The following is a 26144-nucleotide window of genomic DNA, read 5'->3' as shown; positions in this document are numbered from 1 at the left end:
GATAAGAGCGGAATTCTACCGGATTCGCGCCCTTATTCATACACTGTTGTCAATTTGGCCAGAGGTGATCGATGATCAGCTGCAGGCTGCGGTTGCCGCGGAACTCATTGATGTCGAGCTTGTAGGCTAACTGGACTTCGCGCACGCCGTTGTCGGGCCAGATGGAAGTATCCACGTTGAAGGCGATACCGTCCAGCAGGGGGCCGCCGTCAACTGGCTCGACCATCACCTTCAGGTGACGCTCGCCCACCAGCCGCTGCTGCAGCAGACGGAAACGGCCGTCAAAGAGTGGTTCCGGGAACATCTGTCCCCACGGCCCGGCGTCGCGCAGCATCTGCGCTACTTCCATGCTCATCTCCGCCGCCGTCAGCGGGCCGTCGGAGACCACCTCGCCCTGCAACAGCGCGGGATCCAGCCACTCGGTCACCAGCTCGCCGAAGCGCTGCTGAAACTCCTCAAAGCGCGCCTCTTCCAGCGATAATCCTGCCGCCATCGCGTGGCCGCCGAACTTCAGGATCAGCCCCGGATAGAGCGTATCAAGGCGCTCCAGCGCATCGCGCATATGCAGCCCCTGAATGGAGCGGCCGGAGCCTTTCAGCGTGCCGTCGCCGGTGGGCGCAAAGGCGATCACCGGCCGGTGGAAACGTTCCTTAATTCGCGAGGCGAGGATGCCGACCACCCCCTGGTGCCACTGCGGATGGTACATCGCCAGCCCGCCGGGCAGGGTGTCGCTACTGCGTTCCAGCTGTTGACACAGGGTTAACGCTTCCGCCTGCATCCCCTGCTCGATCTCTTTGCGCGTCTGGTTGAGCGCGTCAAGCTCGTTGGCTAACACGCGCGCTTCGCCGATGTTATCGCACAGCAGCAGCGCGACGCCGACCGACATGTCGTCCAGCCGTCCCGCCGCGTTCAGGCGCGGCCCGAGGGCGAAACCGAGGTCGCTGGCCGCCAGCTTTTGCGGATCGCGGTTGGCAATCTCCAGCAGCGCCTTAATGCCGGGCCGGCACTTGCCGGCGCGAATGCGGCTTAACCCCTGCCAGGTGAGAATACGGTTGTTAGCATCCAGCGGCACGACGTCGGCAACGGTGCCAAGCGCCACCAAATCCAGCAGCTCGGCAAGGTTCGGCGCGGCGATGCCGCGGGCGTTGAACCAGCCGTTATCACGCAGAAAGGTGCGCAGCGCCAGCATCAGATAGAACGCCACCCCCACCCCGGCTAGCGATTTCGATGGGAAGTCGCAATCGCGCAGGTTAGGGTTAACGATGGCCTCCGCCGCCGGCAGCGTCTCCCCCGGCAGGTGGTGATCGGTCACCAGCACCGGGATCCCCAGGGCATGGGCATGATCGACGCCGGCATGGGACGAGATCCCATTGTCGACGGTCATGATCATCTGCGCGCCGCGGGCGTGAGCCTGATCGACCACTTCCGGGCTTAAGCCGTAGCCGTCTTCAAAACGGTTCGGCACCAGGTAGGAGACGTTGCCGTAGCCCAGCGCGCGCAGGGCCAGCACGCTGAGCGCGGTGCTGGTGGCGCCGTCGGCGTCAAAATCGCCGACCACGACAATGTGCAGCCCTTTCTGGAATGCGTCGTGCAGCATCCCGACCGCTTTTTCAACGCCGGTGAGCTGTGTCCAGGGGAGCATGCCTTTGACGCTGCGCTCCAGCTCCTGGGCGCTGCGCACCCCGCGGCTGGCATACAGCCGCTGCAGCAGCGGCGGCAGATCGGCGGGTAAATCGACGCCGTCAACCGCCTCGCGGCGGCGTAGTTGTATCTGTTGTTTCACGCGAATCAGTTACCGCTTGTCTGTTTTTTATGCTCGTCGAGGAACGCCTTCAGCTCTTTCGGCCCCTGATAGCCCGGCAGCACCATGCCGTTGCTGAGGACCATCGCCGGGGTGCCGTTGACGCCCATTTGCACGCCGAGGGTGTAATGTTTGGCGATATCCACGCTGCAGCTCGCCGGCTGCACGCCCTTGCCGTTCATGGCGTCATCCAGCGCTTGGTTGCGATCTTTCGCGCACCAGATGGCCTTCATGTCCTGCTCCGCCTGGCTCTGCAGTCCCTGGCGCGGGAAGGCCAGGTAGCGCACGGTGATCCCCAGCGCGTTGTAGTCGCTCATCTGCTCATGCAGCTTGTGGCAATAACCGCAGGTGATGTCGGTGAAGACGGTAATGACGTGTTGCTCCTTCGGCGCTTTGTAGACAATCATTTCGTTGCTCAGCGCGTTCAGCTTCCCCAGCAGCAGCTGGTTAGTGACGTTGACCGGCTGCGCGCCGCTCACGTCGTACATCGGCCCCTGGATGATGTGCTTGCCATCGTCGGTGACATACAGCACGCCGCTGTCGGTCAGCACCGTGCTCATCCCGGAAACCGGCGACGGTTGAATATCGGTGCTCTGTACACCCAGCTTCGCCAGCGACTGTTTAATTGCCGCGCTATCGGCATGCGCCGCCCCGGAAAGGGAAGCCGCCAGCAGGGTGAACATCAATAAACCTTTTTTCATACTCAGTCCTTTTATTCAGCACTCACGCCCGCGGGTGGTGCTGTTGATGAAGTTGTCGCAGACGCTCGGTCGCCACGTGGGTGTAAATCTGCGTGGTGGAGAGATCGCTGTGTCCTAACAGCATCTGCACCACACGCAGGTCGGCGCCATGATTGAGCAAATGCGTGGCGAACGCATGGCGCAACACGTGCGGGGAGAGCTTTTCGCTGTCGATCCCCGCCAGCACGGCATAGTGTTTAATCCGGTGCCAGAAGGTCTGGCGCGTCATCTGCTGGGCGCGCTGACTGGGAAATAAGACATCCGACGCCACGCCGTTCAGCAGCCAGGGGCGACCATACTCGAGGTAATTTTCCACCCACAGTACCGCCTCTTCCCCCAGCGGCACCAGCCGCTCTTTGTTGCCTTTCCCCACCACCCGCAGCACGCCCTGTCGCAGGCTGATGTCGCTCATCGTCAGCCCCACCAGCTCCGAAACGCGCAGGCCGGTGGCATACAGCACCTCCAGCATCGCTTTATCGCGCAATTCCAGCGGCTGCTCCACCAGCGGGGCCTGCAGCAGACGCTCAACCTGCGCCTCACTGAGATCCTTCGGCAGCCGCTGCGGCAGCTTTGGCGAGGCCAGCAGCGCGCTGGGGTCGTCCGGGCGAATTTTTTCCCGGTACAGATGCTGGAAGAAGCGACGCACAGCGCTCAGCAGGCGCGCGGTGCTGGTGGCTTTATAGCCGCCGGACTGCCGCTCGGCCAGCAGCGCCTGCAGGTCGTCGCTGCCGACGCTTGCCAGCGACAGACCGCGATGGTGCAGCCACTCCACGAGCATCGTCAAATCACGACGATAGGCGCTGAGCGTATTCTCCGCCAGGTTGCGCTCCAGCCAAAGGGCATCGAGAAACTGTTCGATTAGTGCCAGATCCTGTTTCACATCGGCCTCTTTGTTCGTTAAACGCTCTCATTATGCCTTAAGAGGACGCCTTTCTGGTACACTGCCCGCCATTCACGGCAAGAATCGAGATGTTTACGCGATGAATATAGGTCTGTTTTACGGCTCCAGTACCTGCTATACCGAAATGGCCGCGGAGAAAATCCGCGATATCATCGGCCCCGAGCTGGTGACGCTGCACAATCTGAAAGATGACTCCCCCGCGCTGATGAGCCAGTACGACGTACTGATCCTCGGCATCCCGACCTGGGATTTCGGCGAAATTCAGGAAGACTGGGAAGCGGTCTGGGACCAGCTGGACACCCTGGACCTGGAGGGCAAAATCGTCGCGCTCTACGGCATGGGCGATCAGTTGGGCTACGGCGAATGGTTCCTTGACGCGCTGGGCATGCTGCATGACAAGCTGGCGACCAAAGGCGTGAAGTTTGTCGGCTACTGGCCAACCGAAGGCTATGAGTTCACCAGCCCGAAACCGGTGATCGCGGATGGCCAACTGTTCGTTGGCCTGGCGCTGGATGAAACCAACCAGTACGACCTGAGCGACGAGCGCATCCAGAGCTGGTGCGAGCAGATCCTCGGCGAAATGGCCGAACACTTCTCCTGACGCCGCTTACTCCTGCGCCGGTTTTTGCAGCACCAGCCGGCGCAGGTCCCGCCACTCTCCGGCATCCATGCTGTCCGCCGCCAGCCACAGATGCTGACCGCGTCGGGTATCGACATGGCGCAAACGCAGCAGCATTCCGCTGTTGATGACCCACGGCGTCCCGAGGATCTCCCAGTCGGCGTTTTGCCAGCGCAGCCGGGAATCGGTGAGCAGTTTTATCTCCCCGCGACGGGCATGGATCCGTCGCTGGCTGCGCACACAGTCAAAGACCACCAGCGACAGCAGCAGCAGCCAGATCGGGGTGTAGCTTAACGGCCAGGGAACCAGCAGCACCAGCGCCGCCACAACGCCGTGGAGCAGCAGAGAAAACCACTGCGCGCGCCAGGAGATACGGAGATCAGATTGCCACAGGACCACGTTCCCGATTCCGTGTCTGAATTAAGGTTACCATCCGCTGCAGCTCCGCATCGGCCGGTTTGCCATGGTTCATCAGCCAGTTGAATAGATCCGGATCGTCATTTTCCAGCAGGCGAATGAACAGCTGTTTGTCAGCGTCGCTGAGGGTATCGTACTCATACTCAAAGAACGGCATGATGGAGATGTCGAGTTCGCGCATCCCGCGGCGGCATGCCCAGTGGATACGTGCTTTATTGTTAATGTCCATGTTGACCTTCCAGCAGCAAAATATTGGTTAGTTTAACCCGTTTTCTGCCGTAACTTTACAGGAATATCGCTGAATGCGAGCATCCTTCCATAAAAACCATAAAATAATGATGGGCTTATTGTTTTCCCACGCCGGGCCTTCACCAAACGTCAGCGCACAAATGGCCTGTTGAAAGCACTTGCAATGCACTATAGCTCTTTTACCATTGGTCACACACACTGCGTTAAGCGATTCAGGATATGACTATGGCTTTTACACCTTTTCCTCCGCGTCAGCCTTCCTCTTCCGCTCGTCTGCCGTTAACGCTGATGACCCTGGATGACTGGGCGCTGGCGACGATTAGCGGGCCAGACAGCGAAAAATACCTGCAGGGGCAGATTACCGCCGATGTGAGCAGTCTCACCGATGCTCAGCATCTGCTTGCCGCCCACTGTGACGCCAAAGGCAAGATGTGGAGCAACCTGCGCGTATTCCGTCGCGACGGCGGCTTCGCGTGGATTGAACGCCGCAGCCTGCGCGACGCGCAGCTGACCGAGCTGAAAAAATATGCCGTCTTCTCCAAAGTCACCATCGCCGCCAACGACGATCTGGTTCTGCTGGGGGTGGCCGGCTTCCAGGCGCGCGCCGCGCTGGCGCCGCTGTTCGCCGCTCTGCCCGACGCCGCCACTCCGGCGGTCAGCGAAGGCGCCACCAGCCTGCTGTGGTTTGAACACCCGGGCGAGCGCTTCCTGCTGGTGACCGATGTCGACACCGCCAACCGCGTCACCGACGCGTTGCGCGGCGAAGCGCAGCTCAACAACAGCCAGCAGTGGCTGGCGCTGAATATTGAAGCCGGTCTGCCGGTTATCGACAGCGCCAACAGCGGGCAGTTCATTCCGCAGGCCACCAACCTGCAGGCGCTGGGCGGCATCAGCTTCAAAAAAGGCTGCTACACCGGTCAGGAGATGGTGGCGCGGGCGAAATTCCGCGGCGCCAATAAGCGCGCGCTGTGGACGCTGTCAGGTACCGCCAGCCGGGTGCCGGAAGCCGGGGAAGACCTGGAGCTGAAGATGGGCGACAACTGGCGCCGCACCGGTACGGTGCTTGCGGCGGTTCAGCTGGATGATGGCCAGTTGCTGGTGCAGGTGGTGATGAATAACGATATGGAGCCGGACAGCATCTTCCGCGTGCGCGACGATGCCGGAAGCCTACGCATCGAACCGCTGCCCTATTCGCTGGAAGACGTGTAATTAAGCGTTATGACTCCCGGCTTGCGGCGCTTTCGCCTTAGCCGGGCTACCCGGCCGCAGAGTATCGTAGCCACGGTAAGCGCAGCGCCACCGTGGGATGTTTATCAGGACTGGCCGATGTAAAGATAAATCGCCAGGAAGTGACACACGCTGCCGCCGAGCACGAAGCCGTGCCAGATAGCGTGGTTATAGGGAATACGTTTGCAGACGTAGAAGATGACCCCCAGTGAGTACACCACCCCGCCAACCGCCAGCAGCGTTACGCCACCCACCGCCAGCTTCACCGCCAGCTGATAGACCACAATAAGCGACAGCCAGCCCATGGTCAGATAGGTCACCAGCGACAGAATTTTAAAGCGGTGCGCGATGGTCAGCTTAAACAGGATCCCCAGCAGCGCCAGGCTCCAGATGACGATCATCAGCCCCTTCGCCAGCGGCGAGTTCAGCCCCACCAGCAAAAACGGCGTATAGGTCCCGGCGATTAACAAGTAGATAGCGCAGTGGTCGAATTTCTTCAGCCACTGTTTCGCCCGCTGATGCGGGATCGCGTGATAGAGCGTGGAGGCGAGGAACAGCATAATCATGCTGCCGCCGTACAGGCTGTAGCTGGTGATCGCCGTCGCGCTGGCGTTGGTGTCCACCGCCTGCACCAGCAATAGCACGAGCCCGACGATACCGAACACCAGCCCGATCCCGTGGCTGATGCTGTTGGCAACTTCCTCTGCCAGAGAATATCCCTGAGTGATTAATGGTTTGCGCACCATATTGGACTCCTGAAAACAAGAACGCTTTCATTGCTCACTTAGGGTAACTGAGAATGATTCCAGTGAACACCTGTTAGCTAAAATAAAAAGATGTATATTTGTAAATACATTAAAATCAAAAGGTTAAATTTTTATTTCAACTCACAGCTGTTCCTGCTTACCTTAAAGCGTTTTGAATTCAATGACATAAAACTGGCTCTCGCCAGGATAGATGTCGCTGATGACCTGCCGCAGCTGCCCCAGGGTCATATTCTCCTGTTGAGCATGCTGTTCAGTCAGCGTATCGAGGGTCACTGTCGAGGTCGCGGTCACGGCGATGGTGCAAAAATAGCCGTCGTCTTCATAGCGCCCAACGCGCAGCACATCGCCGACCTTAAAGTGCGACTCCGCCGCATCGCGAATAGTAATGGTTTTGCGCCCGGCGAGGATGTCGTTCTGAAAACGCTGAAAAAAGGTAATGTCATTGGCCTGCATGATATAATTCCGTCCTGGTCATTATGAATTGTGAGTTCGCCCTGTGAGTATGTTCTCCCACGCCGCTGTCGCCAGTCTCAATAATCTTGAGATGATGGTCTACCACTACGTCATAAAGAATCGCGACAAAGTGATGTACATGACCATCCGCGAACTGGCCGAAGCCGCCGGCGTCTCCACCACCACCGTGTTGCGCTTCTGCCGCAAACTGCAGTGCGAGGGCTACTCTGAATTTCGCGTACGTTTTAAATTATATCTTGAGCAGAACGAGCCTCAACAGGCAAATATCGGCGCCAGTGAAATCATGAGCTTTTTTAAAAGCGTTAATAATGACGAGTTCGATGGGTTACTAGACCAGGCCGTCGATATTATTCTCGCCTCAGAACGTATTATTTTTGTCGGCGCGGGCACCTCGGGCGCGCTGGCGAAATACGGCGCCCGTTTCTTCTCCAACGTCGGGAAATTTAGCAACCATATTGACGACCCCTATTTTCCGGTGACCAACGATATGGCCCGCAACGCGCTGGCGATCGTGCTTTCCGTCTCCGGCGAAACAGAAGAGATCCTGCGTTTCGCCAGCCAGTTCAGCCTGCATCATTGCAAGGTGATGTCGATTACCAGTCACGAGCATTCGCGGCTGGCCAAACTGGCCGATTTCAATCTCTCCTGGCACGTCCCGCAGACCCGCATTGGCGGCGTCTACGATATTACCACGCAAATTCCAGTGATCTATATTCTCGAATCGCTCGGGCGTAAATTAGCGCGCAAAATCAGCTAAAAATAACAGCCTGTTTTTTTGATGTAACATATTACCTTTGGAGAAATTTGTTATATCGTGACATTCAATTTCACTTTGCTAGACTCGAGCGCAATAGTTATTAGAGAGATTAGCCAGGATGAAAAAATTAACCCTTCCGAAAGATTTTTTATGGGGCGGCGCGGTTGCCGCGCATCAGGTTGAAGGCGGCTGGGATCAGGGCGGCAAAGGCCCCAGCATCTGCGACGTGCTGACCGGCGGGGCGCACGGCGTGCCGCGTGAAATCACCCACCAGGTGGAAGCCGGCAAATATTACCCCAACCACCAAGCGGTCGATTTCTACGGCCGCTACAAAGAAGACATCAAACTGTTCGCCGAGATGGGCTTCAAATGCTTCCGCACCTCCATCGCCTGGACCCGCATCTTCCCGCAGGGTGACGAAACCCAGCCGAATGAAGAGGGACTGAAGTTCTACGACGACATGTTCGACGAGCTGCTGAAATACAACATCGAGCCGGTGATCACCCTCTCCCACTTCGAGATGCCCCTGCACCTGGTGCAGCAGTACGGCGGCTGGACCAACCGCAAAGTGGTCGATTTCTTTGTGCGCTTTGCCGAAGTGGTTTTCGAGCGCTATAAGCACAAAGTGAAATACTGGATGACCTTCAACGAGATCAACAACCAGCGCAACTGGCGCGCGCCGCTGTTCGGCTACTGCTGCTCCGGGGTGGTCTATACCGAGCATGACAATCCGGAAGAGACCATGTACCAGGTGCTGCACCATCAGTTCGTCGCCAGCGCGCTGGCGGTGAAAGCGGCGCGGCGCATCAACCCGGACATGCAGGTCGGCTGCATGCTGGCGATGGTCGCCCTCTACCCTTACTCCTGCAAACCGGAAGATGTCATGTTTGCCCAGGAGTCGATGCGCGAGCGCTACGTCTTTACCGACGTCCAACTGCGCGGTTACTACCCGAGCTATGTGCTGAATGAGTGGGAGCGCCGCGGCTTCAACATCAAGATGGAAGATGGCGATGCGCAGATCCTGCGCGAAGGCACTTGCGCTTACCTCGGCTTCAGCTACTACATGACCAACGCGGTGAAAGCCGAAGGCGGCACCGGCGACGCCATTTCCGGCTTCGAAGGCAGCGTGCCGAACCCGCACGTCAAAGCCTCCGACTGGGGCTGGCAGATTGACCCGGTCGGTCTGCGCTATTCCCTGTGTGAACTGTATGAGCGCTACCAGAAGCCGCTGTTTATCGTCGAGAACGGCTTTGGCGCCTACGATAAAGTCGAAGCCGACGGCAGCATCAACGATGACTACCGCATCGACTATCTGCGCGCCCATATCGAAGAGATGATCAAAGCGGTCACTTATGACGGCGTCGATCTGATGGGCTATACCCCATGGGGCTGCATCGACTGCGTCTCCTTCACTACCGGGCAGTACAGCAAACGCTACGGCTTCATCTACGTCAACAAACACGACGACGGCACCGGCGACATGTCCCGCTCGCGCAAGAAGAGCTTTAACTGGTACAAAGAAGTCATCGCCAGCAACGGCGAGAATCTGTAATTGACCGCCCTCTCCCGGCCGGGAGAGGGCAAATCGCTTATCTGCCAGACACTTCTTTACAGCTTTACCATTGCCAAAACGCGTTCGCCCGATAAGATAGGCCTCGTGAATATTTGAGGCGCTCATGATTAAGCGACAACGCAAAGCCATTCTTTTTGTCCTCCTGGCCTGTCTGGTGGTGCTGGTCTGCACCGCCCAGCGAATGGCCGGGATGCACGCGCTGGTCATGAACCTCACCGCCGACAGCCCGTCACTACAGCAAACCCAGGATAAAGCCGACGCGCCGGTCACGCCGTGCGAACTCAGCGCCAAGTCGCTGATGGCCGTCCCGCCGATGCTGTTTGAAGGGGCGCTGTTGGCTATCACCCTGCTGCTGGCGGTGCTGGCGGCGATCCCGCCGCGTATCGAGCGCCAGTGGCCTCCCCGCGTTATCTCCCCGCCCCGATTGCGGGTGCATCTGCGATTATGCGTCTTCCGTGAGTGACTGATTTTCCTGACAGTTCAGGTTAATTCATCATTTATGGAGCAAATTTATGTCTATGTTATTCAGGCGACTACTGGTCTGCCTGCTTTGGCTATGGCTGCCCGTCAGTCAGGCCGCCGACAGCGGCTGGCTACGCGCCGCCGACAATCAACACGCCAGCGTCCGCCTGCGGGCGCAAACCGAGAGCAATGGCGATACCCGCCTGCTTTTAGACGTGGCGCTGGAAAAGGGCTGGAAAACCTACTGGCGCTCGCCGGGGGAAGGCGGCATCGCGCCGGCTATCGCCTGGCACACGCCGCTGGAGGTTGACTGGCGCTGGCCGACGCCGCAGCGCTTCGACGTCGCGGGCATTTCCACTCAGGGCTATCACGGTGACGTCAGCTTCCCGATGACGCTGCGCGGGAAGATACCACCGACGCTCAGCGGCGTACTGACGTTATCCACCTGCAGCAATGTCTGCATTCTTACTGACTATCCCTTTTCGCTGGATATGACGGCCCCGCCAGGGGAGGGTTTTGGCTACGATTTCACCCGCGCGATGGGCACGCTGCCGCTGGGCGATGGTCTGACTTCGCAGCTGACCGCCAGCTACGTCAGCGGCAAACTGACGGTGACCGCTCGCCGCGATGCCGGCTGGCAGCAGCCAGCGCTGTTTATCGACAGCATGGAGGATGTCGATTTCGGCAAGCCGAGCTTTACCAGCCGCGGCGATACGCTGACCGCCACCATACCGGTCACCGATAGCTGGGGCGAAGCGGCGCCGGATCTGCGCGGTAAAACCTTGTCGCTGGTGCTGGCGGATAGCGGCCAGGCGCAGGAAAGCCAGATCGCCATCAGCGCCGGCAGCGCCGCGCCGGAGCTGACGTTAGGCTGGGTGCTGCTGATGGCGTTGGCCGGGGGGCTTATCCTCAATGTGATGCCTTGCGTGCTGCCAGTGCTGGCCATGAAGCTCGGCTCGCTGGTGCAAACCGAACATCGCGAACGCGGCGCGGTACGCCGACAGTTCCTCGCCTGGGCGTGCGGGATCGTCGTCTCGTTCCTGGCGCTGGCGCTGATGATGACCGCGCTACGCCTGGGTAATCAGGCGCTCGGCTGGGGGATCCAGTTCCAGAGCCCGTGGTTTATCGGCGCCATGGCGCTGGTGATGATCCTGTTCAGCGCCAGTCTGCTGGGGCTGTTCGAAATCCGCCTCTCCTCCAGCGCCAGTACCTTCCTCGCCACCCGCGGCGGCAACGGCTTAATGGGCCATTTCTGGCAGGGCGCCTTCGCCACCCTGCTGGCGACCCCCTGCACCGCGTCGTTCCTTGGCACCGCCGTGTCGGTGGCGCTGGTGGCGCCTCTGCCGCTGCTGTGGGGCATTTTCTTCGCCATGGGGATCGGCATGAGCCTGCCGTGGCTGCTGATCGTTGCCTGGCCGGGGCTGGCGCAACGACTGCCACGTCCCGGCCGCTGGATGAATCATCTGCGCGTACTGCTGGGGCTAATGATGCTTGGTTCAGCGCTATGGCTGGTCAGCCTGCTGACGATCCACATCGGCCTTACGCCGGTGCTTACCCTGCTGGTAATTCTGGCCATCGCCCTGCTGCTGGCCACCGCCTGGCGCTACCGCTGGCGGACGGCGCTGCGCGCGGGCGCCCTGGCCATCGTGGTGGCGGGCGCCGTCGCCTTAGTCTCCCGATCTGACGGCGAGGGCCCGCGCCGCGACCGGGTTAACTGGCAGCCGCTCAGCGAGCAGGCTATCGCCAGCGCCCTGGCGGAACATAAGCGGGTGTTTATTGATGTCACCGCCGACTGGTGCGTGACCTGTAAAGCCAATAAATACAACGTGCTGCTGCGCGATGACGTCCAGCAGGCGCTGTTAGCGCCGGACGTGGTCGCCCTGCGCGGCGACTGGAGCCGACCCTCCGCCACGATTAGTCAGTTTTTAACCACTCGCGGCAGCGCCGCGGTGCCGTTTAACCAGATTTACGGACCGGGATTGCCGCAGGGAGAGATCCTGCCTGCGCTGTTAGATCGCGAACACCTTCTCGCCACCCTGTCCGTCGCCCAAGGAAAATAACATGAGAGCTATCAACGCCTTATTGCTGCTGTGCATATCCGCCTTCAGCTTCGCCGCCCCGGCGGAAGAACCACAAGCAAACGCTAATGACCAGCTGGCGCAGCTGCTGTTTAACGATCCGAACAGCCCGCGCACCGGCGCGAAAGCGCCAAAACTGACGATCGTCTCGTTTACCGATTACAACTGCCCTTACTGCAAACAGTTTGATCCGCTGCTGGAAAAAATCGTCCACGATAACCCGGACATTCAGCTGATCGTTAAGCTGCTGCCGTTCAAGGGGCAAAGTTCGGTCAATGCCGCCAAAGCGGCGCTATCGACCTGGCGCCAGCAGCCCGATAAGTTCTGGGCACTGCATCAGCGGCTGATGGCGAAAAAAGGCTATCACGATGACGCCAGCATCGCCGCGGCGCAGAAGAAAACCGCCACCGATAGTGTAAATATCGATGACAAGACCATGGATTCGCTGAAGATGAACCTGATTTTGTCGCAGGTGCTGAATATTCAGGGCACCCCGGCGACCATCATCGGCGATCAGATGGTGGCCGGGGCGATCCCTGCTGATGAGCTGGAGGGGCTGGTGAAAGAGCAGCTGGCGAAAGCCCGTGGCCAGTAAAATCAGGCGCTGGCTGCGCGAGCTGGCGGTGTGGCTGCTGATTGGCGCGGCGGTGGGCCTGGCGGTGGATTATTTTCGCCAGCCCGCGCTGCCGCAAAACGTCAGCGCCACATCGCTGCAAACCCTCGACGGTAAAACGCTGGATCTGCATGCCATGAGCCAGCAAAAGCCGCTGCTGCTGTACGTCTGGGCGACCTGGTGCGGAGTTTGTCACTACACCACGCCGTCGGTGGCATCGCTTGCCGCTGACGGCGGCAATGTGCTGACGGTAGCCCTGCGTTCCGGAGATAACGTCACGCTGGAGAAGTGGCTGACCAGGAAGAAACTGGCGCTGCCGACGGTGAATGATCCAAGCGGCCAGCTGGCGCGGCAGTGGGATATCCAGGTAACACCAACGCTGGTGGTCATTTCTCAAGGCGAGGTAAAGTCGGTTACCACCGGCTGGACCAGCAGTTGGGGAATGCGCCTGCGGCTGTGGCTGGCCTCCTGGTAGGCCGCCGCGTTACCCGGCTCGCGCTGCGCTTAGCCGGGCTACGGGTACTGAGGCTGTGGCCGGCCCCCTGGTAGACCGTCGGGCTTTAGCGGTTTTTATGCCGGGTAAGGCGTATCCGCCACCCGGCCTACCATTCGGCTTTGACCCCGTAGGGCCGGCAAGCGCAGCGCCGCCGGGCAATAGACATCTACGGGTTATTTCCCGCCCGCCAGTTCAAGGAAGCTACCCGTTACATACGACGCTTTGTCGCTCAGCAGCCAGGCAATGGCCTGAGCGACCTCTTCCGGCTGGCCGCCGCGCCGCATCGGTAGCGAACCTTTCACTCGATCCACGCGCCCCGGTTCACCGCCGGAGGCGTGCATTTCGGTATAAATCAGCCCCGGACGGACGCCGTTGACCCGGATCCCCTGCGCCGCCACCTCCAGCGCCAGCCCGGTGGTCAGGGTATCTACCGCCCCTTTCGACGCGGCATAGTCAACGTACTCCCCCGGCGCGCCAAGGCGCGACGCCGCCGACGACACGTTAACTATCGCCCCGCCCTTACCGCCATGCCGATGCGCCATGCGCTTGACCGCCTCGCGGCAGCAGAGGAAATAGCCGGTGACGTTGGTCGCCAGCACGCGGTTAATGCGCTCGGCGCTCAGGCTCTCCACCGTACACTGGGTAAAGAGGATCCCGGCGTTGTTGACCAGCGCCGTCAGCGGCTCGCCCATGCGGTCAATCGCCTCAAACATCGCCATCACCTGCGCTTCATCGCTGATGTCCGCCCGCAGCGCCGTGGCTTTGCCGCCAGACGCCACAATGGTATTCACCACCTCGGTGGCGGCGTTAATGTTGTGATGGTAATTGACCGCCACGGTATACCCTTCCTGCGCCAGCAGCAGCGCCGTCGCCCGGCCTATGCCGCGGCTCGAGCCGCTAATAAGAGCTATTCCCATACCTTCCCTCCAAAAAAATAAAGGCGCCGCAGCGCCTTTAAAAGTTTAGCTAAAACGCAAACTTACTGGTATTCGCTCATCGGTACGCAGGAGCAGAACAGGTTGCGGTCGCCGTAGACATCATCCAGACGTTTCACCGTCGGCCAGTACTTGTTGTGCAACCCAGCCGGGAATACCGCCAGCTCGCGGCTGTACGGATGGTTCCACTCGCCCACCAGCTCGCACTGGGTGTGCGGTGCGTTCACCAGCGGGTTGTCTTCCAGCGGCCATTCACCGGCTTTGACGCGGTCGATTTCAGCGCGGATCGCCAGCATCGCGTCGATAAAGCGGTCCAGCTCCACTTTGCTTTCCGATTCCGTCGGCTCAACCATCAGCGTACCCGCTACCGGGAAGGACATGGTTGGCGCATGGAAGCCAAAGTCGATCAGACGCTTGGCGATATCCAGTTCGCTAATGCCGGTCTCTTCTTTCAGCGGACGAATATCGAGAATACATTCGTGCGCCACGCGACCATCGCGACCGGTGTAGAGCACCGGGTAGGCGTCTTTCAGACGGGTAGCGATGTAGTTGGCGTTAAGGATCGCGTTCTGGCTCGCCTGCTTCAGCCCTTCCGCGCCCATCATGCGAATATACATCCAGCTGATCGGCAGGATGGACGCGCTGCCGAACGGCGCGGCGGAAACCGCGCCCTGACGGGTCAGCATCCCTTCAATCTGCACCACGCTGTGACCCGGCACGAACGGCGCCAGGTGCGCTTTCACGCCGATTGGGCCCATACCCGGGCCGCCGCCGCCGTGCGGAATGCAGAACGTTTTATGCAGGTTGAGGTGCGAAACGTCGGCGCCGATATAGCCCGGAGAGGTGATCCCGACCTGGGCGTTCATGTTAGCGCCGTCAAGGTAAACCTGGCCGCCGAACTGGTGCACGATCTCGCACACTTCGCGAATGGTCTCTTCATATACGCCGTGGGTCGACGGATAGGTGACCATGATGCAGGAGAGATTCGCCCCCGCCTGCTCTGCTTTTTCACGCAGGTCAGCGAGATCGATATTGCCGTTTTTGTCGCACGCAACCACCACCACCTGCATACCCGCCATCTGCGCGGAAGCCGGGTTGGTGCCGTGCGCGGAGCTTGGGATCAGGCAGATATCGCGATGGCCTTCGTTGCGGCTCTCGTGATAGTGGCGAATCGCCAGCAGGCCAGCATATTCGCCCTGCGCGCCGGAGTTCGGCTGCATGCAGACGGCGTCATAGCCGGTCAGTTTCACCAGCCAGTCGGAGAGCTGGGCGATCATCTGGTGATACCCTTCCGCCTGCTCGACCGGGCAGAACGGGTGCAGCTCAGCGAATTCCGGCCAGGTGATCGGGATCATCTCCGCCGCGGCGTTCAGCTTCATGGTGCAGGAACCCAGCGGGATCATCGCCTGGTTCAGCGCCAGATCTTTACGCTCCAGGGCGTGCATGTAGCGCATCATCTCGGTCTCGCTGTGGTAGCGGTTGAACACCGGATGGGTGAGGATCGCATCGTCGCGCAGCATCGCCGCCGGGATGGAACGGCTGTCCAGCGCCACGTCTTTATCCAGGGTATCAATGTCCAGACCATGATCGTCGCCGACGATGGCGCGGAACAGGTTGAGCACGTCTTCGCGGGTGGTTGCTTCGTCGAGCGTTATGCCCACCGCGCCGTGAATATCGCTGCGCAGGTTAATCTGCAGGGCTTCGGCACGCGCCAGCACCGCGGCTTTATCCGCCACTTCCACGCACAGGGTGTCGAAGTAGTGCGCATGGCGCAGCTTCAGCCCTTTCTTCTGCAGGCCGTCGGCCAGAATGTCGGTCAGGCGATGAATGCGGCCTGCGATACGTTTCAGACCCGCCGGGCCGTGGAAAACCGCGTACAAGCTGGCGATGTTGGCCAGCAGCACCTGCGAGGTACAAATGTTGGAGTTCGCTTTCTCGCGGCGGATGTGCTGTTCGCGAGTCTGCATCGCCATGCGCAGCGCGGTGTTACCCGCCGCATCTTTCGATACGCCGATAATCCGGCCCGGCATGGAGCGTTTGAATTCATCTTTCGCTGCGAAGAAGGCCGCGTGCGGGCCGCCGTAGCCCATCGGCACGCCGAAGCGTTGGGCGGAGCCGAAGACGATATCCGCGCCCTGCTTGCCCGGCGCCGTCAGCAGCACCAGCGCCATAAAGTCGGCGGCGACGCTGACTATCACTTTGCGCGCTTTCAGCTCGGCGATTAGTTTGCTGTAATCGTGGATTTCGCCGGTGGTGCCCACCTGCTGCAGCAGCACACCGAAGACATCCTGGTGATCGAGCACTTTGTCGGCGTCATCGACGATCACGTCGAAGCCGAAGGTTTCCGCACGGGTGCGCACCACGTCCAGGGTTTGCGGATGGACATCGGCGGCAACGAAGAAGCGGTTGGCGTTTTTCAGTTTGCTGACGCGTTTGGCCATCGCCATCGCTTCGGCGGCGGCGGTCGCTTCATCGAGCAGCGAAGCGGAAGCGATATCCAGCCCGGTGAGATCGAGAGTGACCTGCTGGAAGTTGAGTAGCGATTCCAGGCGGCCCTGGGAGACTTCCGGCTGGTAAGGGGTATAGGCGGTATACCAGCCCGGATTTTCCAGCATGTTGCGCTGAATAACCGGCGGCAGCTGCACGGCGGTGTAGCCCATGCCGATGTAAGACTTGAAGCGCTTGTTGCGACCGGCGATCGCCTTCAGCTCTGCCAGCGCGGCGAATTCGGTTGTCGCGTCGCCCACCTGCGGTGGGGTCGCCAGCTGGATATCCTGCGGCACAATCTGGCCGATCAGGGCGTTAAGCGAATCCGCGCCGACGGTCTTCAGCATCTCTTGCTGCTGCTGAGCGTCCGGGCCAATGTGACGTTCAATAAAGGCGTCGCGGTTTTCAAGCTGACTTAAAGTCTGAGTCATGAGCGATGGTTCCTGAAACGTGCGGTGAATCGTGATTGTCTGACTGGTTTGCCCGGCAAGCGCTGATGCTTACCGGGCCGGAATACGCAAAATCATTCGCGCGGCAGGAAGCCAACGCCCCTGCAGCGTGAAGGATGACGCGTATTTATTCGTCTTCTAAAAGAGCTTCATACGCGGCGGCATCCAGCAGCGCGGCAACCTGCGCTTCGTCGCTGGCTTTGATCTTGAAGATCCAGCCGTCGGTGTACGGGTCGCTGTTGACCAGTTCCGGCGAGTCGTTCAGCTCTTCGTTAACGGCAACGATTTCACCGCTAATCGGGGCATAAATATCGGAAGCCGCTTTCACGGATTCGGCAACCGCGCAATCGGCACCCGCTTCGACGGTGGCGCCCACTTCCGGCAGATCAACGAATACCATATCGCCCAGCAGCTCCTGCGCATGCTCGGTGATCCCGACGGTATAGGTGCCGTCCGCTTCTTTACGCAGCCATTCGTGTTCTTTGCTGTATTTCAGTTCTGCTGGTACGTTGCTCATCAATTCATCTCCAAAAAAGGGAAATCACACAATGGCTTTGCCATTGCGTACAAAACCAGGTTTAGTCACTTTTACCGGCATTTCACGGTTACGAATTTGCACCACCGCGGTGTCGCCAATCCCGGCCGGCACGCGAGCCAGCGCGATGCTGTAGCCCAGCGTCGGCGAGAAGGTGCCGCTGGTGATAATGCCTTCTTTTTGGTTACCGTCGCTATCGGTAAAACGCACCGGCAGGCCGCCGCGCAGGACGCCTTTCTCAGTCATCACCAGGCCAACCAGCTGTTCGGTGCCCTTTTCACGCTGCATCTCCAGCGCTTCGCGACCGATAAAGTTACGATCCGCCGGTTCCCAGGCGATAGTCCAGCCCATATTCGCCGCCAGCGGAGAGACGCCTTCGTCCATCTCCTGGCCATACAGGTTCATTCCGGCCTCCAGGCGCAGGGTATCGCGCGCGCCGAGACCGCATGGCTTAACGCCAGCGTCCAGCAGACCGCGCCAGAAATCCGCCGCCTGCTCGTTCGGCATGGCGATTTCATAGCCCGCTTCGCCGGTATAGCCTGTGGTGGCGATAAACAGCTCGCCGGCCTGCACGCCGAAGAACGGCTTCATACCTTCCACGGCCTGACGCTGCGCGTCGGTAAACAGCGTCGCCGCCTTCGCTTTCGCCTGCGGACCCTGGACCGCGATCAGCGACAGATCGTCGCGGACGATGATTTCGAGGCCGTAGGGTTCAGCTTGTTCGGAAATCCAGGCGAGGTCTTTTTCGCGGGTGGCGGAGTTAACAACGAGGCGGAAATAATCTTCAGAGAGGAAATAGACAATCAGGTCGTCGATGACGCCGGCGGAGGCGGTCAGCATGCCGGTGTAGAGCGCTTTGCCTGGGGTGGTGAGCTTCGCCACGTCGTTGGCCAGCAAATAGCGCAAGAACTCTCTGGTCCGGCTGCCATGGAAATCAACGATGGTCATATGCGACACATCGAACATGCCTGCGTCGCCTCGCACCGCATGGTGCTCATCAATCTGGGATCCGTAATGCAGCGGCATCATCCAGCCATGGAAATCCACCATGCGCGCGCCGCACAGCGTGTGTTGTTCATACAACGGAGTCTGTTGAGCCATCTTTTCCTCATCGAATAAAAACGGAACCAGCCACAAGATTGTCGGCGATTTTTCGCCACGAAATCGGGTGTCGGCATCGCTGACGAACGCCGACGCAAACGTTCTCTTTTGCCTGAACTTACCACCGAACCCGGCACTAAACCATAAGCTCATTCAGGGCATCACATTAGCTTATGACTAAAATCCGCCGAAAAGCCTACAGAGTTATTGACTGGAAAAAAGCGATTTATGCCACATAAAATTAACATTAAGGCGGCACTGATTAGGGAATGATGGTGTTTTGTGCGATTTTATCGTCCTAATTTCTTTAACAAAAAAAAGGACGCATTAATAAATCTAATGCGAAAAAAGAGGTGAAATTAGAATATTTCAAATGAGGGGAAAAACCCGGCGCGCAGGCCGGGTGAAAGAAGTGTGACGCGGTTAACGTAACCAGGCAGGCAGATCGTTGAGGCCCATCGCCTGGCGAATCAGCTGCGGTTTCACGCCCGGCAGCGTATCGGCCAGTTTCAGCCCCATGTCGCGGAGGAATTTCTTCGCCGGATGGCTACCGGAAAACATGTCGCGGAAGCCCTGCATGCCCGCCAGCATCAGCGCGGCGCTGTGCTTGCGGCTACGCTCGTAGCGGCGCAGATAAAGATGCTGGCCGATATCCTTGCCCTGGGCGTGCAGGCGCTTCAGTTCGTCAATAAGCTCGGCGGCATCCATAAAGCCGAGATTGACGCCCTGCCCGGCCAGCGGGTGGATGGTATGCGCGGCATCGCCGACCAGCGCCAGGCGGTGGGCGGCGAACTGGCGGGCATAGCGGCCGGTCAGCGGGAAGACTTCACGTGCGCTTTCCAGCTGGCAGAGGCCAAGGCCATTATCGAAGGCGATATTCAACGCCTGATTAAAAGTGGCTTCATCAGCCTCCTGCATCCGCTGCGCCTCCGCCGGCGACAGCGACCAGACGATCGAGCACAGATGCGGATCGCAGAGCGGCAGGAAGGCGAGGATCCCATCGCCATGGAACGCCTGGCGGGCCACCGCCTGATGCGGCTCAGCGGTACGGATGGTCGCTACCAGCGCATGATGATGGTAATCCCAGAAGGTCAGCGGAATATCGGCTTTATTGCGCAGCCATGAATTGGCACCATCGGCGCCGATCACCAGCCGCGCGGTGAGCATGCTGCCGTCCTGCAGGCTGAGAAAGGCTTCATTCTCGCCCCACGCCACCTGCTGCAGTTGCGCAGGCGCCAGCAGGGTAACGTCAGCGCAACGCTGCGCCTTCTGCCACAGCGCATAATGCACCACAGCGTTTTCAATAATGTGGCCCAGATGGCTGAAGCCCATGCTCTGGTCATCAAAGCTAATGCGGCCGAAGCTGTCTTTGTCCCACACTTCCATGCCGTGATAGCAGCTGGCGCGCTGGGCGACGATCTCTGACCAGACGCCGATGCGGGTCAGTAGCTTTTCGCTGGCGGCGTTAATTGCCGACACGCGCAGCGCCGGCGGCGCATCGGCGGCCAGCGGCTGCGGCTCCGCTTTCTCCAGCACCGCGACGCGCAGGCCGCTGCCCTGTAAACCGCAGGCTACCGCCAGCCCCACCATTCCACCGCCAACAATGGCAACATCAACACTTTGCACGTTCTACTCCTTAACGGGGAACCCAACCGAGGGTACGCTGCGCCAGCGCATCGCGCGCCGGGGTAAATAATTCCATGGCCATCAGACCGACATTGCGCCCCGCCACCAGCGGCGCCCAACGGTTGGCAAACAGATGCACCAGCCCATCGGTCACGCCGATGGTGGCGGCTTTATCCCCTGCCCTGCGCGCCTGATAGCGACACAGCAGCGGATAATGGCCGACATCTTCGCCGCTGAGATGGGCGTCAGCGAGCAACTCCGCCAGGCTCATCACATCGCGCAGGCCGAGATTAAAGCCCTGCCCGGCAATCGGGTGCAGCGTCTGCGCCGCGTTGCCGACCAGCGCCAGGCGGTGCGACACCGCGCGGCTGGCGGTGGTGAGAGCCAGCGGATAGACGCCGCGCTTCCCGGCGTGAGTAATGCGCCCCAGCCGCCAGCCGAACGCCTGCTGCAGCTCCTGACAAAAACGTTCGTCAGACCAGCTCAGCACCTCATCGCGGCGCGACTGCGGATGACACCACACCAGCGAGCAGCGCCCTTGCGACATCGGCAGCATCGCCAGCGGGCCATGCTCGGTAAAACGTTCGAACGCGCGGCCTTCGTGGGGCAGCGCGGTGCTCACGTTGGCGATAATCGCCAGTTGCTCATAGGGCTGCTGTTGCCAGCTGATGCCGCAGCGGGCGCTCAGCGACGAACGCGAACCGTCCGCCGCCACCAGCAGCTTACCGCTGATCGTTTCGCCCCCCTCAAGGGTAAGGCTGACGCTCTCCTGGCGACGGCTGACCGCTTCCACTTTCGCCGGGCAATGTAGCGTCACGCCCGGTGCCTCGCGCAGCAGGCTAAACAGTCGCTGGCCGACATCGTGGAGTTCAACCACCTGACCCAGCGCCGACAGGCTATAATCCGCCGCCGCCAGATTCACAAAACCAGCATGGCCGCGGTCGCTGACGTGTACCCGCTGGATAGGCGTCGCCCGCTCGGCGAGACGTTGCCAGACGCCGATGCGCGCCAGTTGCTGGCAGGTGCCGGCGGCCAGGGCGATCGCCCGGTCGTCGAAGCCGGGATGGCGAGCCGACTGGGGATCCTGCGCCTCAATCAGATGGACCGGCAGCGCGCCGCCGGTCATACGGGAGATGGCCAGGGCGAGCGTCGCGCCGGTCATCCCGCCGCCGACAATCAGCACGCTCATGACTGGCGCGCCGCCGCCATCAGCGCCTCGATCTCATCTGCCTTCTTCACCACGCCGGCGGTGAGATTTTCGTTGCCGTCTTCAGTAATCACGATGTCATCTTCAATACGAATGCCGATGCCGCGATACTGCGCCGGTACGTCGGCGTCGGCGGCGATATACAGCCCCGGCTCGACGGTCAGCACCATTCCCGGTTCCAGGACGCGCGAACGGTCGGTGTCGTAATTACCGACATCGTGCACATCCAGCCCCAGCCAGTGGCTCAGACCGTGCATAAAGTACGGGCGGTGGGCGTTGTTGGCGATCAGCTCGTCAACCTCGCCTTTGAGGATCCCGAGCCGCACCAGGCCGGTGATCATGATGCGCACCACTTCCTGATTCACCTGGCAGATTGAGGTGCCCGGGCGGTAGAGTTCCAGCGCGGTCTCCAGCGATTCCAGCACGATATCGTAGATTTCGCGCTGCGGCTGGCTGAATTTGCCGTTCACCGGGAAGGTGCGGGTAATGTCGCCGGCGTAGCCGCGATACTCGCAGCCGGCGTCAATCAACACCAGATCGCCGTCGCGCAGTTCAGATTCATTTTCGGTGTAGTGCAGAATGCAGCCGTTTTCGCCGCCGCCAACGATGGTGTTATAGGAGGGGAAACGCGCGCCGTGGCGATTGAATTCATGAAGAATTTCGCCCTCCAGCTGATACTCGAACATGCCTGGGCGGCATTTTTCCATCGCCCGGGTATGGGCCAGAGCGCTAATTTCACCGGCGCGGCGCATCACGGCCAGCTCTTCCGCCGATTTGAACAGGCGCATCTCATGCACAATGGGCCGCCAGTCGATGACCGAGTTCGGCGCCTGCAGGTTCTGGCGCGAGCCTTTGCGTAGTTTTTCGAGGGCGTTGAACACAATCTGATCGGCATAGGCATATTCGCCCTGGGCGAAATAGATAGCGTCCAGACCGTTGAGCAGCTGATACAGCTGCTGGTTGATTTCGCTGAACGCCAGCGCCCGGTCAACGCCAAGCTTCGCCGGCGCAGCCTCCTGGCCCAGACGGCGACCGAACCAGATCTCAGCGGTCAGATCGCGAACCCGGTTGAACAGCACGCTATGGTTGTGGGTTTCATCGCTTTTAATCAACACCAGCAGCGCTTCCGGTTCGTTGAAGCCGGTGAAGTACCAAAAATCGCTGTTCTGCCGGTAGGGATATTCCGAATCTGCACTGCGCACCGCTTCCGGTGCGGCGAAAATCAGCGCCGCGCTGCCTGGCTGCATCTGCGCCAACAGCGCCTGGCGACGCGAGAGAAATTCCTGCTGAGTCATGACGCCCCCTGAACGAATTTTAGTTAGTGTAATGTCGGTTTGCGGACTTCCGGTGCGGTTGGCTGCTGACGCGCAAAGGTGTCGTGGCACAGCAGTGCGGCAACGCGGACATACTCGATAATCTCCTCCAGAGACATCTCCAGCTCTTCCTGATCTTCGTCTTCATCGTAGCCTAGCTGGGCAATATTACGCAGATCGTCAATCGCTTCCCCGGTTTCGTCTTTCACTTTATCCAGCTTCGGCTGGCTCACGCCAAGGCCAAGAAGGAAGTGGTTGACCCAGCCGGCGAGAGCGTCGGCGCGATCAAAGACGCTCACCGCATCGCCTTCCGGCAGATACAGTTGAAAGAGGAAGCCGTCGTCATCCAGTGAGTCGCTGATGGCGGAATGCATGTTACGCAGCGCCTGGGCCAGCTCATGGCCGAAGGCGAGACCTTCGTTGGTCAGGTCGTGCACCAGCGGCTGCCAGCTGCTGTCCGTGTTGCCGCCGCACAGCAATCCGCTGATCAAACCGTGCATCTCGGCCGGGGTAAGCCCTACCCCTTGTTGGTTCAGTAACTGGTCTACATCGTTGTAACCAGGCATTTCGTTCTGTATAGACATGCGCATTCGTCATCGTTGGGAGGAATATTCATGGTATGCTACCACTTTGGACCCTGGTGAACCAGAATAGGGCTTGTATCTTCGCACCAGGGTAGCTATAGTGTCGCCCCTTCGCAGACCCGGGTCAGGGTGTGAAGGCAGCGCAGTCAATCAGCAGGAAGGTGGCATGTCTGCACAACCCGTAGATCTCCAAATTTTCGGCCGTTCACTGCGAGTGAATTGCCCGCCTGAACAAAGGGATGCCCTGAATCAGGCAGCTGAAGACCTTAATCAGCGGTTGCAAGATTTAAAAGAACGCACTAGAGTCACAAATACTGAGCAGCTGGTCTTCATCGCCGCGTTGAACATCAGCTATGAGTTGACTCAGGAAAAAGCGAAGACCCGCGACTACGCTTCCAGCATGGAGCAGCGCATTCGCATGCTTCAGCAGACCATCGAGCAAGCATTGCTTGAGCAAGGTCGCATAAGCGAAAGACCAGGGTCGAAGTTTGAATAACACTTTGCAGTTAACTGTGTTAGAGTAACTCCAGGAACAAAATTTCTCTGAGATGTTTGCAAGCGGGCCAGTCCCCTGAGCCGATATTTCATACCACAAGAATGTGGCGCTCCACGGTTGGTGAGCATGCTCGGTCCGTCCGAGAAGCCTTAAAACCGTGACGACACATTCACCTTGAACCAAGGGTTCAAGGGTTACAGCCTGCGGCGGCATCTCGGAGATTCCCTTCCTCACTTCGCATTATTTCCCCACACCTGTTTTCGGCTGACGCCGCACTGTATTACACTGCTTTCTATTGTTTCGCCTGCTCGCCATGAGACCTGCATGACCCTACAGCCCGATACCCTGCTTTCCCGCCAGCATATTCGCCAGCAGATCCGCGAGCGTCGACGCGCGCTCAGCCCTGAGCAACAGCGGCAGTTTGCCCTGCAGGCCGCAGAGCGAATGATGGCCTGGCCGCCGGTGGTTCTCGCCCACACCGTGGCGCTGTTTCTCTCCTTTGACGGCGAGCTGGACACCCAACCGCTGATTGACCAGCTCTGGCGGGCCGGCAAGCGGGTGTATCTCCCGGTGCTGCATCCGTTTAGCCCCGGTAACCTGTTGTTTTTACATTACCATCCGCAGAGCGAACTGATAGTGAATCGCCTGAAGATCCGTGAACCGAAGCTCGACGTGCGCGACGTGCTGCCGCTCGCTGATCTCGATGTGCTGGTCACCCCGCTGGTGGCCTTCGATGCCGGCGGACAACGGCTGGGGATGGGTGGCGGTTTTTACGACCGGACGCTGCAAAACTGGCAGCAGTATCGCCTGCAGCCGGTGGGCTACGCGCACGACTGCCAGCAGGTGGACACCCTGCCGAGCGAAGAGTGGGATATCCCGCTGCCGGCGGTGATCACCCCGGGCAAAACCTGGTGTTGGTAGGTACGTGGGGAGAAGAATTTCTGCCTGGAAGGTGTTAACAAAAAAACGGGCAGGCACGCGACCTGCCCGAGAGGCAAAAATGGTTAGAACAGCAGACGGGCGCGGATAGTCCCCGGGATCGCTTTCATCGCCTGCAGCGCCTGCTGGGCAACATCTTCTTCCGCTTCGATATCAATAACCACGTAACCCATCTGCGGCGACGTTTGCAGATACTGGGCGGCAATATTGATGCTCTGCGCGGCGAAGATCTGGTTGATGGCGGTCAGGACGCCCGGCCGGTTCTCATGGATGTGCAGCAGACGGCGTCCACCGTGCAGCGGCAGAGAAACTTCCGGGAAGTTGACCGCCGACAGGGTAGACCCATTGTCAGAGTACTTCGCCAGCTTGCCGGCCACTTCCAGACCGATGTTCTCCTGCGCTTCCTGAGTGGAGCCACCGATATGCGGCGTCAGGATCACGTTATCAAACTCGCACAGCGGCGAAGTGAAGGGGTCGCTGTTGGTTGCGGGTTCGGTCGGAAAGACGTCGATCGCCGCCCCGGCCAGATGCTTACTCGCCAGCGCATCGCATAGCGCCGGAATATCCACCACGGTACCACGGGAGGCGTTGATCAGCAGCGCGCCCGGCTTCATCAGCGCCAGCTCTTCCGCGCCCATCATATTTTTGGTGGAGGCGTTTTCCGGCACGTGCAGGCTAACCACATCACTCATGTTCAGCAGGTCGGAGAGATGCTGTACCTGAGTGGCGTTGCCCAGCGGCAGTTTGTTTTCAATATCATAGAAGAAGACATGCATCCCCAGCGATTCCGCCAGAATGCCGAGCTGGGTGCCGATGTGGCCGTAACCGATAATCCCCAGTTTCTTGCCGCGCGCTTCAAAGCTCCCCACCGCCAGCTTATTCCATACGCCGCGATGCGCCTTGGCGTTGGCTTCCGGCACGCCGCGCAGCAGCAGCAGCAGCTCACCGATCACCAGCTCGGCCACCGAACGGGTATTGGAGAATGGCGCGTTAAACACCGGAATACCGCGTTTCGCGGCGGCGTCCAGATCGACCTGGTTGGTACCGATGCAGAAGCAGCCGACGGCAACCAGTTTTTCCGCCGCGGCGAAAATCTCTTCAGTCAGGTGGGTACGGGAACGCAGGCCGATGAAATGGGCATCACGGATCGACGCTTTCAGCTGTTCGGAATCCAGCGCGCCTTTATGAAATTCAATGTTGGTGTAACCTGCCGCGCGAAGGCTATCGATTGCCTTTTGATGCACACCTTCAACCAGCAGAAATTTAATCTTGTCTTTTTCCAGTGATACCTTAGCCAT

At 59.7% G+C, this 26144-nt stretch carries 26 protein-coding genes and 1 other RNA gene; 11 read left to right on the top strand and 16 right to left on the bottom strand.

Going from position 1 to position 26144, the window contains the following annotated elements:
* Positions 1-49: 49 nt before the first annotated feature.
* Genes recJ through xerD form a run of 3 tightly spaced genes read right to left on the bottom strand, consistent with a single transcriptional unit; the run spans position 50 to position 3421 of the window.
* The gene (recJ, locus tag ABLU73_RS01795) at positions 50-1783 is read right to left on the bottom strand and encodes a single-stranded-DNA-specific exonuclease RecJ (protein WP_017899799.1); all 1734 of its coding nucleotides are present in this window, start codon (positions 1781-1783) and stop codon (positions 50-52) included.
* Between the two features lie 5 nt (positions 1784-1788).
* Complete coding sequence (gene dsbC, locus ABLU73_RS01790; RefSeq protein WP_004205326.1) at positions 1789-2502, bottom strand: bifunctional protein-disulfide isomerase/oxidoreductase DsbC; 714 nt, start codon at positions 2500-2502, stop codon at positions 1789-1791.
* 22 nt (positions 2503-2524) lie between these two features.
* Entirely contained in the window at positions 2525-3421 is an 897-nt protein-coding gene (gene xerD, locus ABLU73_RS01785; protein ID WP_004144729.1) for a site-specific tyrosine recombinase XerD, read from the bottom strand.
* Positions 3422-3521: 100 nt separating this feature from the next.
* Here xerD and fldB point away from each other — a divergent pair, with 100 nt between their 5' ends.
* On the top strand, positions 3522-4043 hold the full coding sequence (fldB, locus tag ABLU73_RS01780; protein ID WP_004205324.1) for a flavodoxin FldB: 522 nt from the start codon (positions 3522-3524) through the stop codon (positions 4041-4043).
* 6 nt (positions 4044-4049) lie between these two features.
* On the opposite strand, the gene ABLU73_RS01775 is transcribed toward fldB, so the two are convergent.
* Positions 4050-4460, bottom strand: a complete 411-nt coding sequence (locus tag ABLU73_RS01775) for a protein YgfX (protein WP_004205323.1) — start codon at positions 4458-4460, stop codon at positions 4050-4052.
* Positions 4441-4707: an FAD assembly factor SdhE gene (gene sdhE, locus ABLU73_RS01770; protein WP_002916312.1), complete on the bottom strand. Its 267-nt coding sequence runs from the start codon at positions 4705-4707 to the stop codon at positions 4441-4443. The genes ABLU73_RS01775 and sdhE overlap by 20 nt, the downstream gene beginning before the upstream one ends.
* A gap of 245 nt (positions 4708-4952) precedes the next feature.
* On the opposite strand from sdhE, the gene ygfZ reads away from it, so the two are divergent.
* On the top strand, positions 4953-5936 hold the full coding sequence (gene ygfZ / locus ABLU73_RS01765; protein ID WP_049116109.1) for a tRNA-modifying protein YgfZ: 984 nt from the start codon (positions 4953-4955) through the stop codon (positions 5934-5936).
* Positions 5937-6040: 104 nt separating this feature from the next.
* Here the strand turns inward: ygfZ and ABLU73_RS01760 are convergent, their stop codons facing one another.
* Both ABLU73_RS01760 and yqfB read right to left on the bottom strand, forming a co-directional pair.
* Positions 6041-6700, bottom strand: a complete 660-nt coding sequence (locus ABLU73_RS01760; protein ID WP_004205319.1) for a hemolysin III family protein — start codon at positions 6698-6700, stop codon at positions 6041-6043.
* Between the two features lie 162 nt (positions 6701-6862).
* On the bottom strand, positions 6863-7174 hold the full coding sequence (gene yqfB, locus ABLU73_RS01755) for a N(4)-acetylcytidine aminohydrolase (RefSeq protein WP_004205318.1): 312 nt from the start codon (positions 7172-7174) through the stop codon (positions 6863-6865).
* Between the two features lie 49 nt (positions 7175-7223).
* On the opposite strand from yqfB, the gene ABLU73_RS01750 reads away from it, so the two are divergent.
* The 6 genes from ABLU73_RS01750 to ABLU73_RS01725 all read left to right on the top strand — a co-directional run bounded on the left by ABLU73_RS01750 (position 7224) and on the right by ABLU73_RS01725 (position 13153).
* Positions 7224-7952: a MurR/RpiR family transcriptional regulator gene (locus tag ABLU73_RS01750; RefSeq protein ID WP_004205316.1), complete on the top strand. Its 729-nt coding sequence runs from the start codon at positions 7224-7226 to the stop codon at positions 7950-7952.
* 118 nt (positions 7953-8070) lie between these two features.
* Positions 8071-9504, top strand: a complete 1434-nt coding sequence (gene bglA / locus ABLU73_RS01745; protein WP_004205314.1) for a 6-phospho-beta-glucosidase BglA — start codon at positions 8071-8073, stop codon at positions 9502-9504.
* Positions 9505-9628: 124 nt separating this feature from the next.
* On the top strand, positions 9629-9988 hold the full coding sequence (locus tag ABLU73_RS01740; protein WP_017899797.1) for a hypothetical protein: 360 nt from the start codon (positions 9629-9631) through the stop codon (positions 9986-9988).
* A gap of 49 nt (positions 9989-10037) precedes the next feature.
* Positions 10038-12047 (top strand): protein-disulfide reductase DsbD domain-containing protein, encoded by a 2010-nt coding sequence (locus ABLU73_RS01735; RefSeq protein ID WP_348850027.1) that lies wholly within the window; start codon positions 10038-10040, stop codon positions 12045-12047.
* Position 12048: 1 nt separating this feature from the next.
* On the top strand, positions 12049-12660 hold the full coding sequence (locus ABLU73_RS01730) for a DsbA family protein (protein ID WP_080838257.1): 612 nt from the start codon (positions 12049-12051) through the stop codon (positions 12658-12660).
* A complete protein-coding gene (locus ABLU73_RS01725; protein WP_080847483.1) occupies positions 12650-13153 on the top strand; it encodes a protein disulfide oxidoreductase in 504 nt (167 codons plus the stop codon). Before ABLU73_RS01730 ends, ABLU73_RS01725 begins: the two co-directional genes overlap by 11 nt.
* Positions 13154-13347: 194 nt before the next feature.
* On the opposite strand, the gene ABLU73_RS01720 is transcribed toward ABLU73_RS01725, so the two are convergent.
* The 8 genes from ABLU73_RS01720 to ABLU73_RS01685 all read right to left on the bottom strand — a co-directional run bounded on the left by ABLU73_RS01720 (position 13348) and on the right by ABLU73_RS01685 (position 23411).
* Positions 13348-14091 carry an SDR family oxidoreductase gene (locus tag ABLU73_RS01720; protein WP_048325677.1) on the bottom strand — a complete coding sequence of 248 codons (744 nt, stop codon included), beginning with the start codon at positions 14089-14091 and terminating at the stop codon, positions 13348-13350.
* A gap of 62 nt (positions 14092-14153) precedes the next feature.
* Positions 14154-17027, bottom strand: a complete 2874-nt coding sequence (gcvP, locus tag ABLU73_RS01715) for an aminomethyl-transferring glycine dehydrogenase (protein ID WP_264923598.1) — start codon at positions 17025-17027, stop codon at positions 14154-14156.
* Between the two features lie 145 nt (positions 17028-17172).
* Entirely contained in the window at positions 17173-17562 is a 390-nt protein-coding gene (gcvH, locus tag ABLU73_RS01710) for a glycine cleavage system protein GcvH (protein ID WP_002916479.1), read from the bottom strand.
* Between the two features lie 24 nt (positions 17563-17586).
* Positions 17587-18681 carry a glycine cleavage system aminomethyltransferase GcvT gene (gcvT, locus tag ABLU73_RS01705; protein ID WP_004205303.1) on the bottom strand — a complete coding sequence of 365 codons (1095 nt, stop codon included), beginning with the start codon at positions 18679-18681 and terminating at the stop codon, positions 17587-17589.
* Positions 18682-19104: 423 nt separating this feature from the next.
* A complete protein-coding gene (ubiI, locus tag ABLU73_RS01700; RefSeq protein WP_004205302.1) occupies positions 19105-20307 on the bottom strand; it encodes an FAD-dependent 2-octaprenylphenol hydroxylase in 1203 nt (400 codons plus the stop codon).
* 10 nt (positions 20308-20317) lie between these two features.
* On the bottom strand, positions 20318-21496 hold the full coding sequence (gene ubiH, locus ABLU73_RS01695) for a 2-octaprenyl-6-methoxyphenyl hydroxylase (RefSeq protein ID WP_264923597.1): 1179 nt from the start codon (positions 21494-21496) through the stop codon (positions 20318-20320).
* Positions 21493-22809: a Xaa-Pro aminopeptidase gene (gene pepP, locus ABLU73_RS01690; protein WP_049116103.1), complete on the bottom strand. Its 1317-nt coding sequence runs from the start codon at positions 22807-22809 to the stop codon at positions 21493-21495. The genes ubiH and pepP overlap by 4 nt, the downstream gene beginning before the upstream one ends.
* Positions 22810-22832: 23 nt before the next feature.
* Positions 22833-23411, bottom strand: coding sequence for a YecA family protein (locus ABLU73_RS01685; protein ID WP_002916486.1), 579 nt, complete (start codon positions 23409-23411; stop codon positions 22833-22835).
* Between the two features lie 166 nt (positions 23412-23577).
* Here ABLU73_RS01685 and zapA point away from each other — a divergent pair, with 166 nt between their 5' ends.
* The 3 genes from zapA (at position 23578) to ABLU73_RS01670 (ending at position 24828) form a co-directional block, all read left to right on the top strand.
* Positions 23578-23907 carry a cell division protein ZapA gene (gene zapA / locus ABLU73_RS01680; RefSeq protein ID WP_004205298.1) on the top strand — a complete coding sequence of 110 codons (330 nt, stop codon included), beginning with the start codon at positions 23578-23580 and terminating at the stop codon, positions 23905-23907.
* A 41-nt stretch (positions 23908-23948) separates the two neighbouring features.
* Positions 23949-24132: non-coding RNA, 6S RNA (ssrS, locus tag ABLU73_RS01675), on the top strand.
* Between the two features lie 99 nt (positions 24133-24231).
* Entirely contained in the window at positions 24232-24828 is a 597-nt protein-coding gene (locus ABLU73_RS01670; protein WP_004205297.1) for a 5-formyltetrahydrofolate cyclo-ligase, read from the top strand.
* An 83-nt stretch (positions 24829-24911) separates the two neighbouring features.
* Here the strand turns inward: ABLU73_RS01670 and serA are convergent, their stop codons facing one another.
* Positions 24912-26144: a phosphoglycerate dehydrogenase gene (gene serA / locus ABLU73_RS01665; RefSeq protein ID WP_043520934.1), complete on the bottom strand. Its 1233-nt coding sequence runs from the start codon at positions 26142-26144 to the stop codon at positions 24912-24914.

Source organism: Klebsiella sp. GG_Kp175 (assembly GCF_040062325.1).
In the GTDB taxonomy this organism is placed as follows: Bacteria; Pseudomonadota; Gammaproteobacteria; order Enterobacterales; family Enterobacteriaceae; genus Klebsiella; species Klebsiella quasipneumoniae.
This window is presented reverse-complemented; position numbering and strand designations above follow the sequence as displayed.

What these genes read in the sequence shown, in the direction of transcription:
- sdhE (WP_002916312.1), bottom strand. Translation starts at nt 4,707, where the DNA reads ATGGACATTAACAATAAAGCACGTATCCACTGGGCATGCCGCCGCGGG.
- gcvP (WP_264923598.1), bottom strand. Translation starts at nt 17,027, where the DNA reads ATGACTCAGACTTTAAGTCAGCTTGAAAACCGCGACGCCTTTATTGAA.
- ygfZ (WP_049116109.1), top strand. Translation starts at nt 4,953, where the DNA reads ATGGCTTTTACACCTTTTCCTCCGCGTCAGCCTTCCTCTTCCGCTCGT.
- gcvT (WP_004205303.1), bottom strand. Translation starts at nt 18,681, where the DNA reads ATGGCTCAACAGACTCCGTTGTATGAACAACACACGCTGTGCGGCGCG.
- yqfB (WP_004205318.1), bottom strand. Translation starts at nt 7,174, where the DNA reads ATGCAGGCCAATGACATTACCTTTTTTCAGCGTTTTCAGAACGACATC.
- serA (WP_043520934.1), bottom strand. Translation starts at nt 26,144, where the DNA reads ATGGCTAAGGTATCACTGGAAAAAGACAAGATTAAATTTCTGCTGGTT.
- ABLU73_RS01760 (WP_004205319.1), bottom strand. Translation starts at nt 6,700, where the DNA reads ATGGTGCGCAAACCATTAATCACTCAGGGATATTCTCTGGCAGAGGAA.
- ABLU73_RS01670 (WP_004205297.1), top strand. Translation starts at nt 24,232, where the DNA reads ATGACCCTACAGCCCGATACCCTGCTTTCCCGCCAGCATATTCGCCAG.
- fldB (WP_004205324.1), top strand. Translation starts at nt 3,522, where the DNA reads ATGAATATAGGTCTGTTTTACGGCTCCAGTACCTGCTATACCGAAATG.
- zapA (WP_004205298.1), top strand. Translation starts at nt 23,578, where the DNA reads ATGTCTGCACAACCCGTAGATCTCCAAATTTTCGGCCGTTCACTGCGA.
- ABLU73_RS01730 (WP_080838257.1), top strand. Translation starts at nt 12,049, where the DNA reads ATGAGAGCTATCAACGCCTTATTGCTGCTGTGCATATCCGCCTTCAGC.
- ubiH (WP_264923597.1), bottom strand. Translation starts at nt 21,496, where the DNA reads ATGAGCGTGCTGATTGTCGGCGGCGGGATGACCGGCGCGACGCTCGCC.
- gcvH (WP_002916479.1), bottom strand. Translation starts at nt 17,562, where the DNA reads ATGAGCAACGTACCAGCAGAACTGAAATACAGCAAAGAACACGAATGG.
- dsbC (WP_004205326.1), bottom strand. Translation starts at nt 2,502, where the DNA reads ATGAAAAAAGGTTTATTGATGTTCACCCTGCTGGCGGCTTCCCTTTCC.
- pepP (WP_049116103.1), bottom strand. Translation starts at nt 22,809, where the DNA reads ATGACTCAGCAGGAATTTCTCTCGCGTCGCCAGGCGCTGTTGGCGCAG.
- ABLU73_RS01740 (WP_017899797.1), top strand. Translation starts at nt 9,629, where the DNA reads ATGATTAAGCGACAACGCAAAGCCATTCTTTTTGTCCTCCTGGCCTGT.
- ABLU73_RS01720 (WP_048325677.1), bottom strand. Translation starts at nt 14,091, where the DNA reads ATGGGAATAGCTCTTATTAGCGGCTCGAGCCGCGGCATAGGCCGGGCG.
- ABLU73_RS01735 (WP_348850027.1), top strand. Translation starts at nt 10,038, where the DNA reads ATGTCTATGTTATTCAGGCGACTACTGGTCTGCCTGCTTTGGCTATGG.
- bglA (WP_004205314.1), top strand. Translation starts at nt 8,071, where the DNA reads ATGAAAAAATTAACCCTTCCGAAAGATTTTTTATGGGGCGGCGCGGTT.
- ABLU73_RS01685 (WP_002916486.1), bottom strand. Translation starts at nt 23,411, where the DNA reads ATGTCTATACAGAACGAAATGCCTGGTTACAACGATGTAGACCAGTTA.
- ABLU73_RS01750 (WP_004205316.1), top strand. Translation starts at nt 7,224, where the DNA reads ATGTTCTCCCACGCCGCTGTCGCCAGTCTCAATAATCTTGAGATGATG.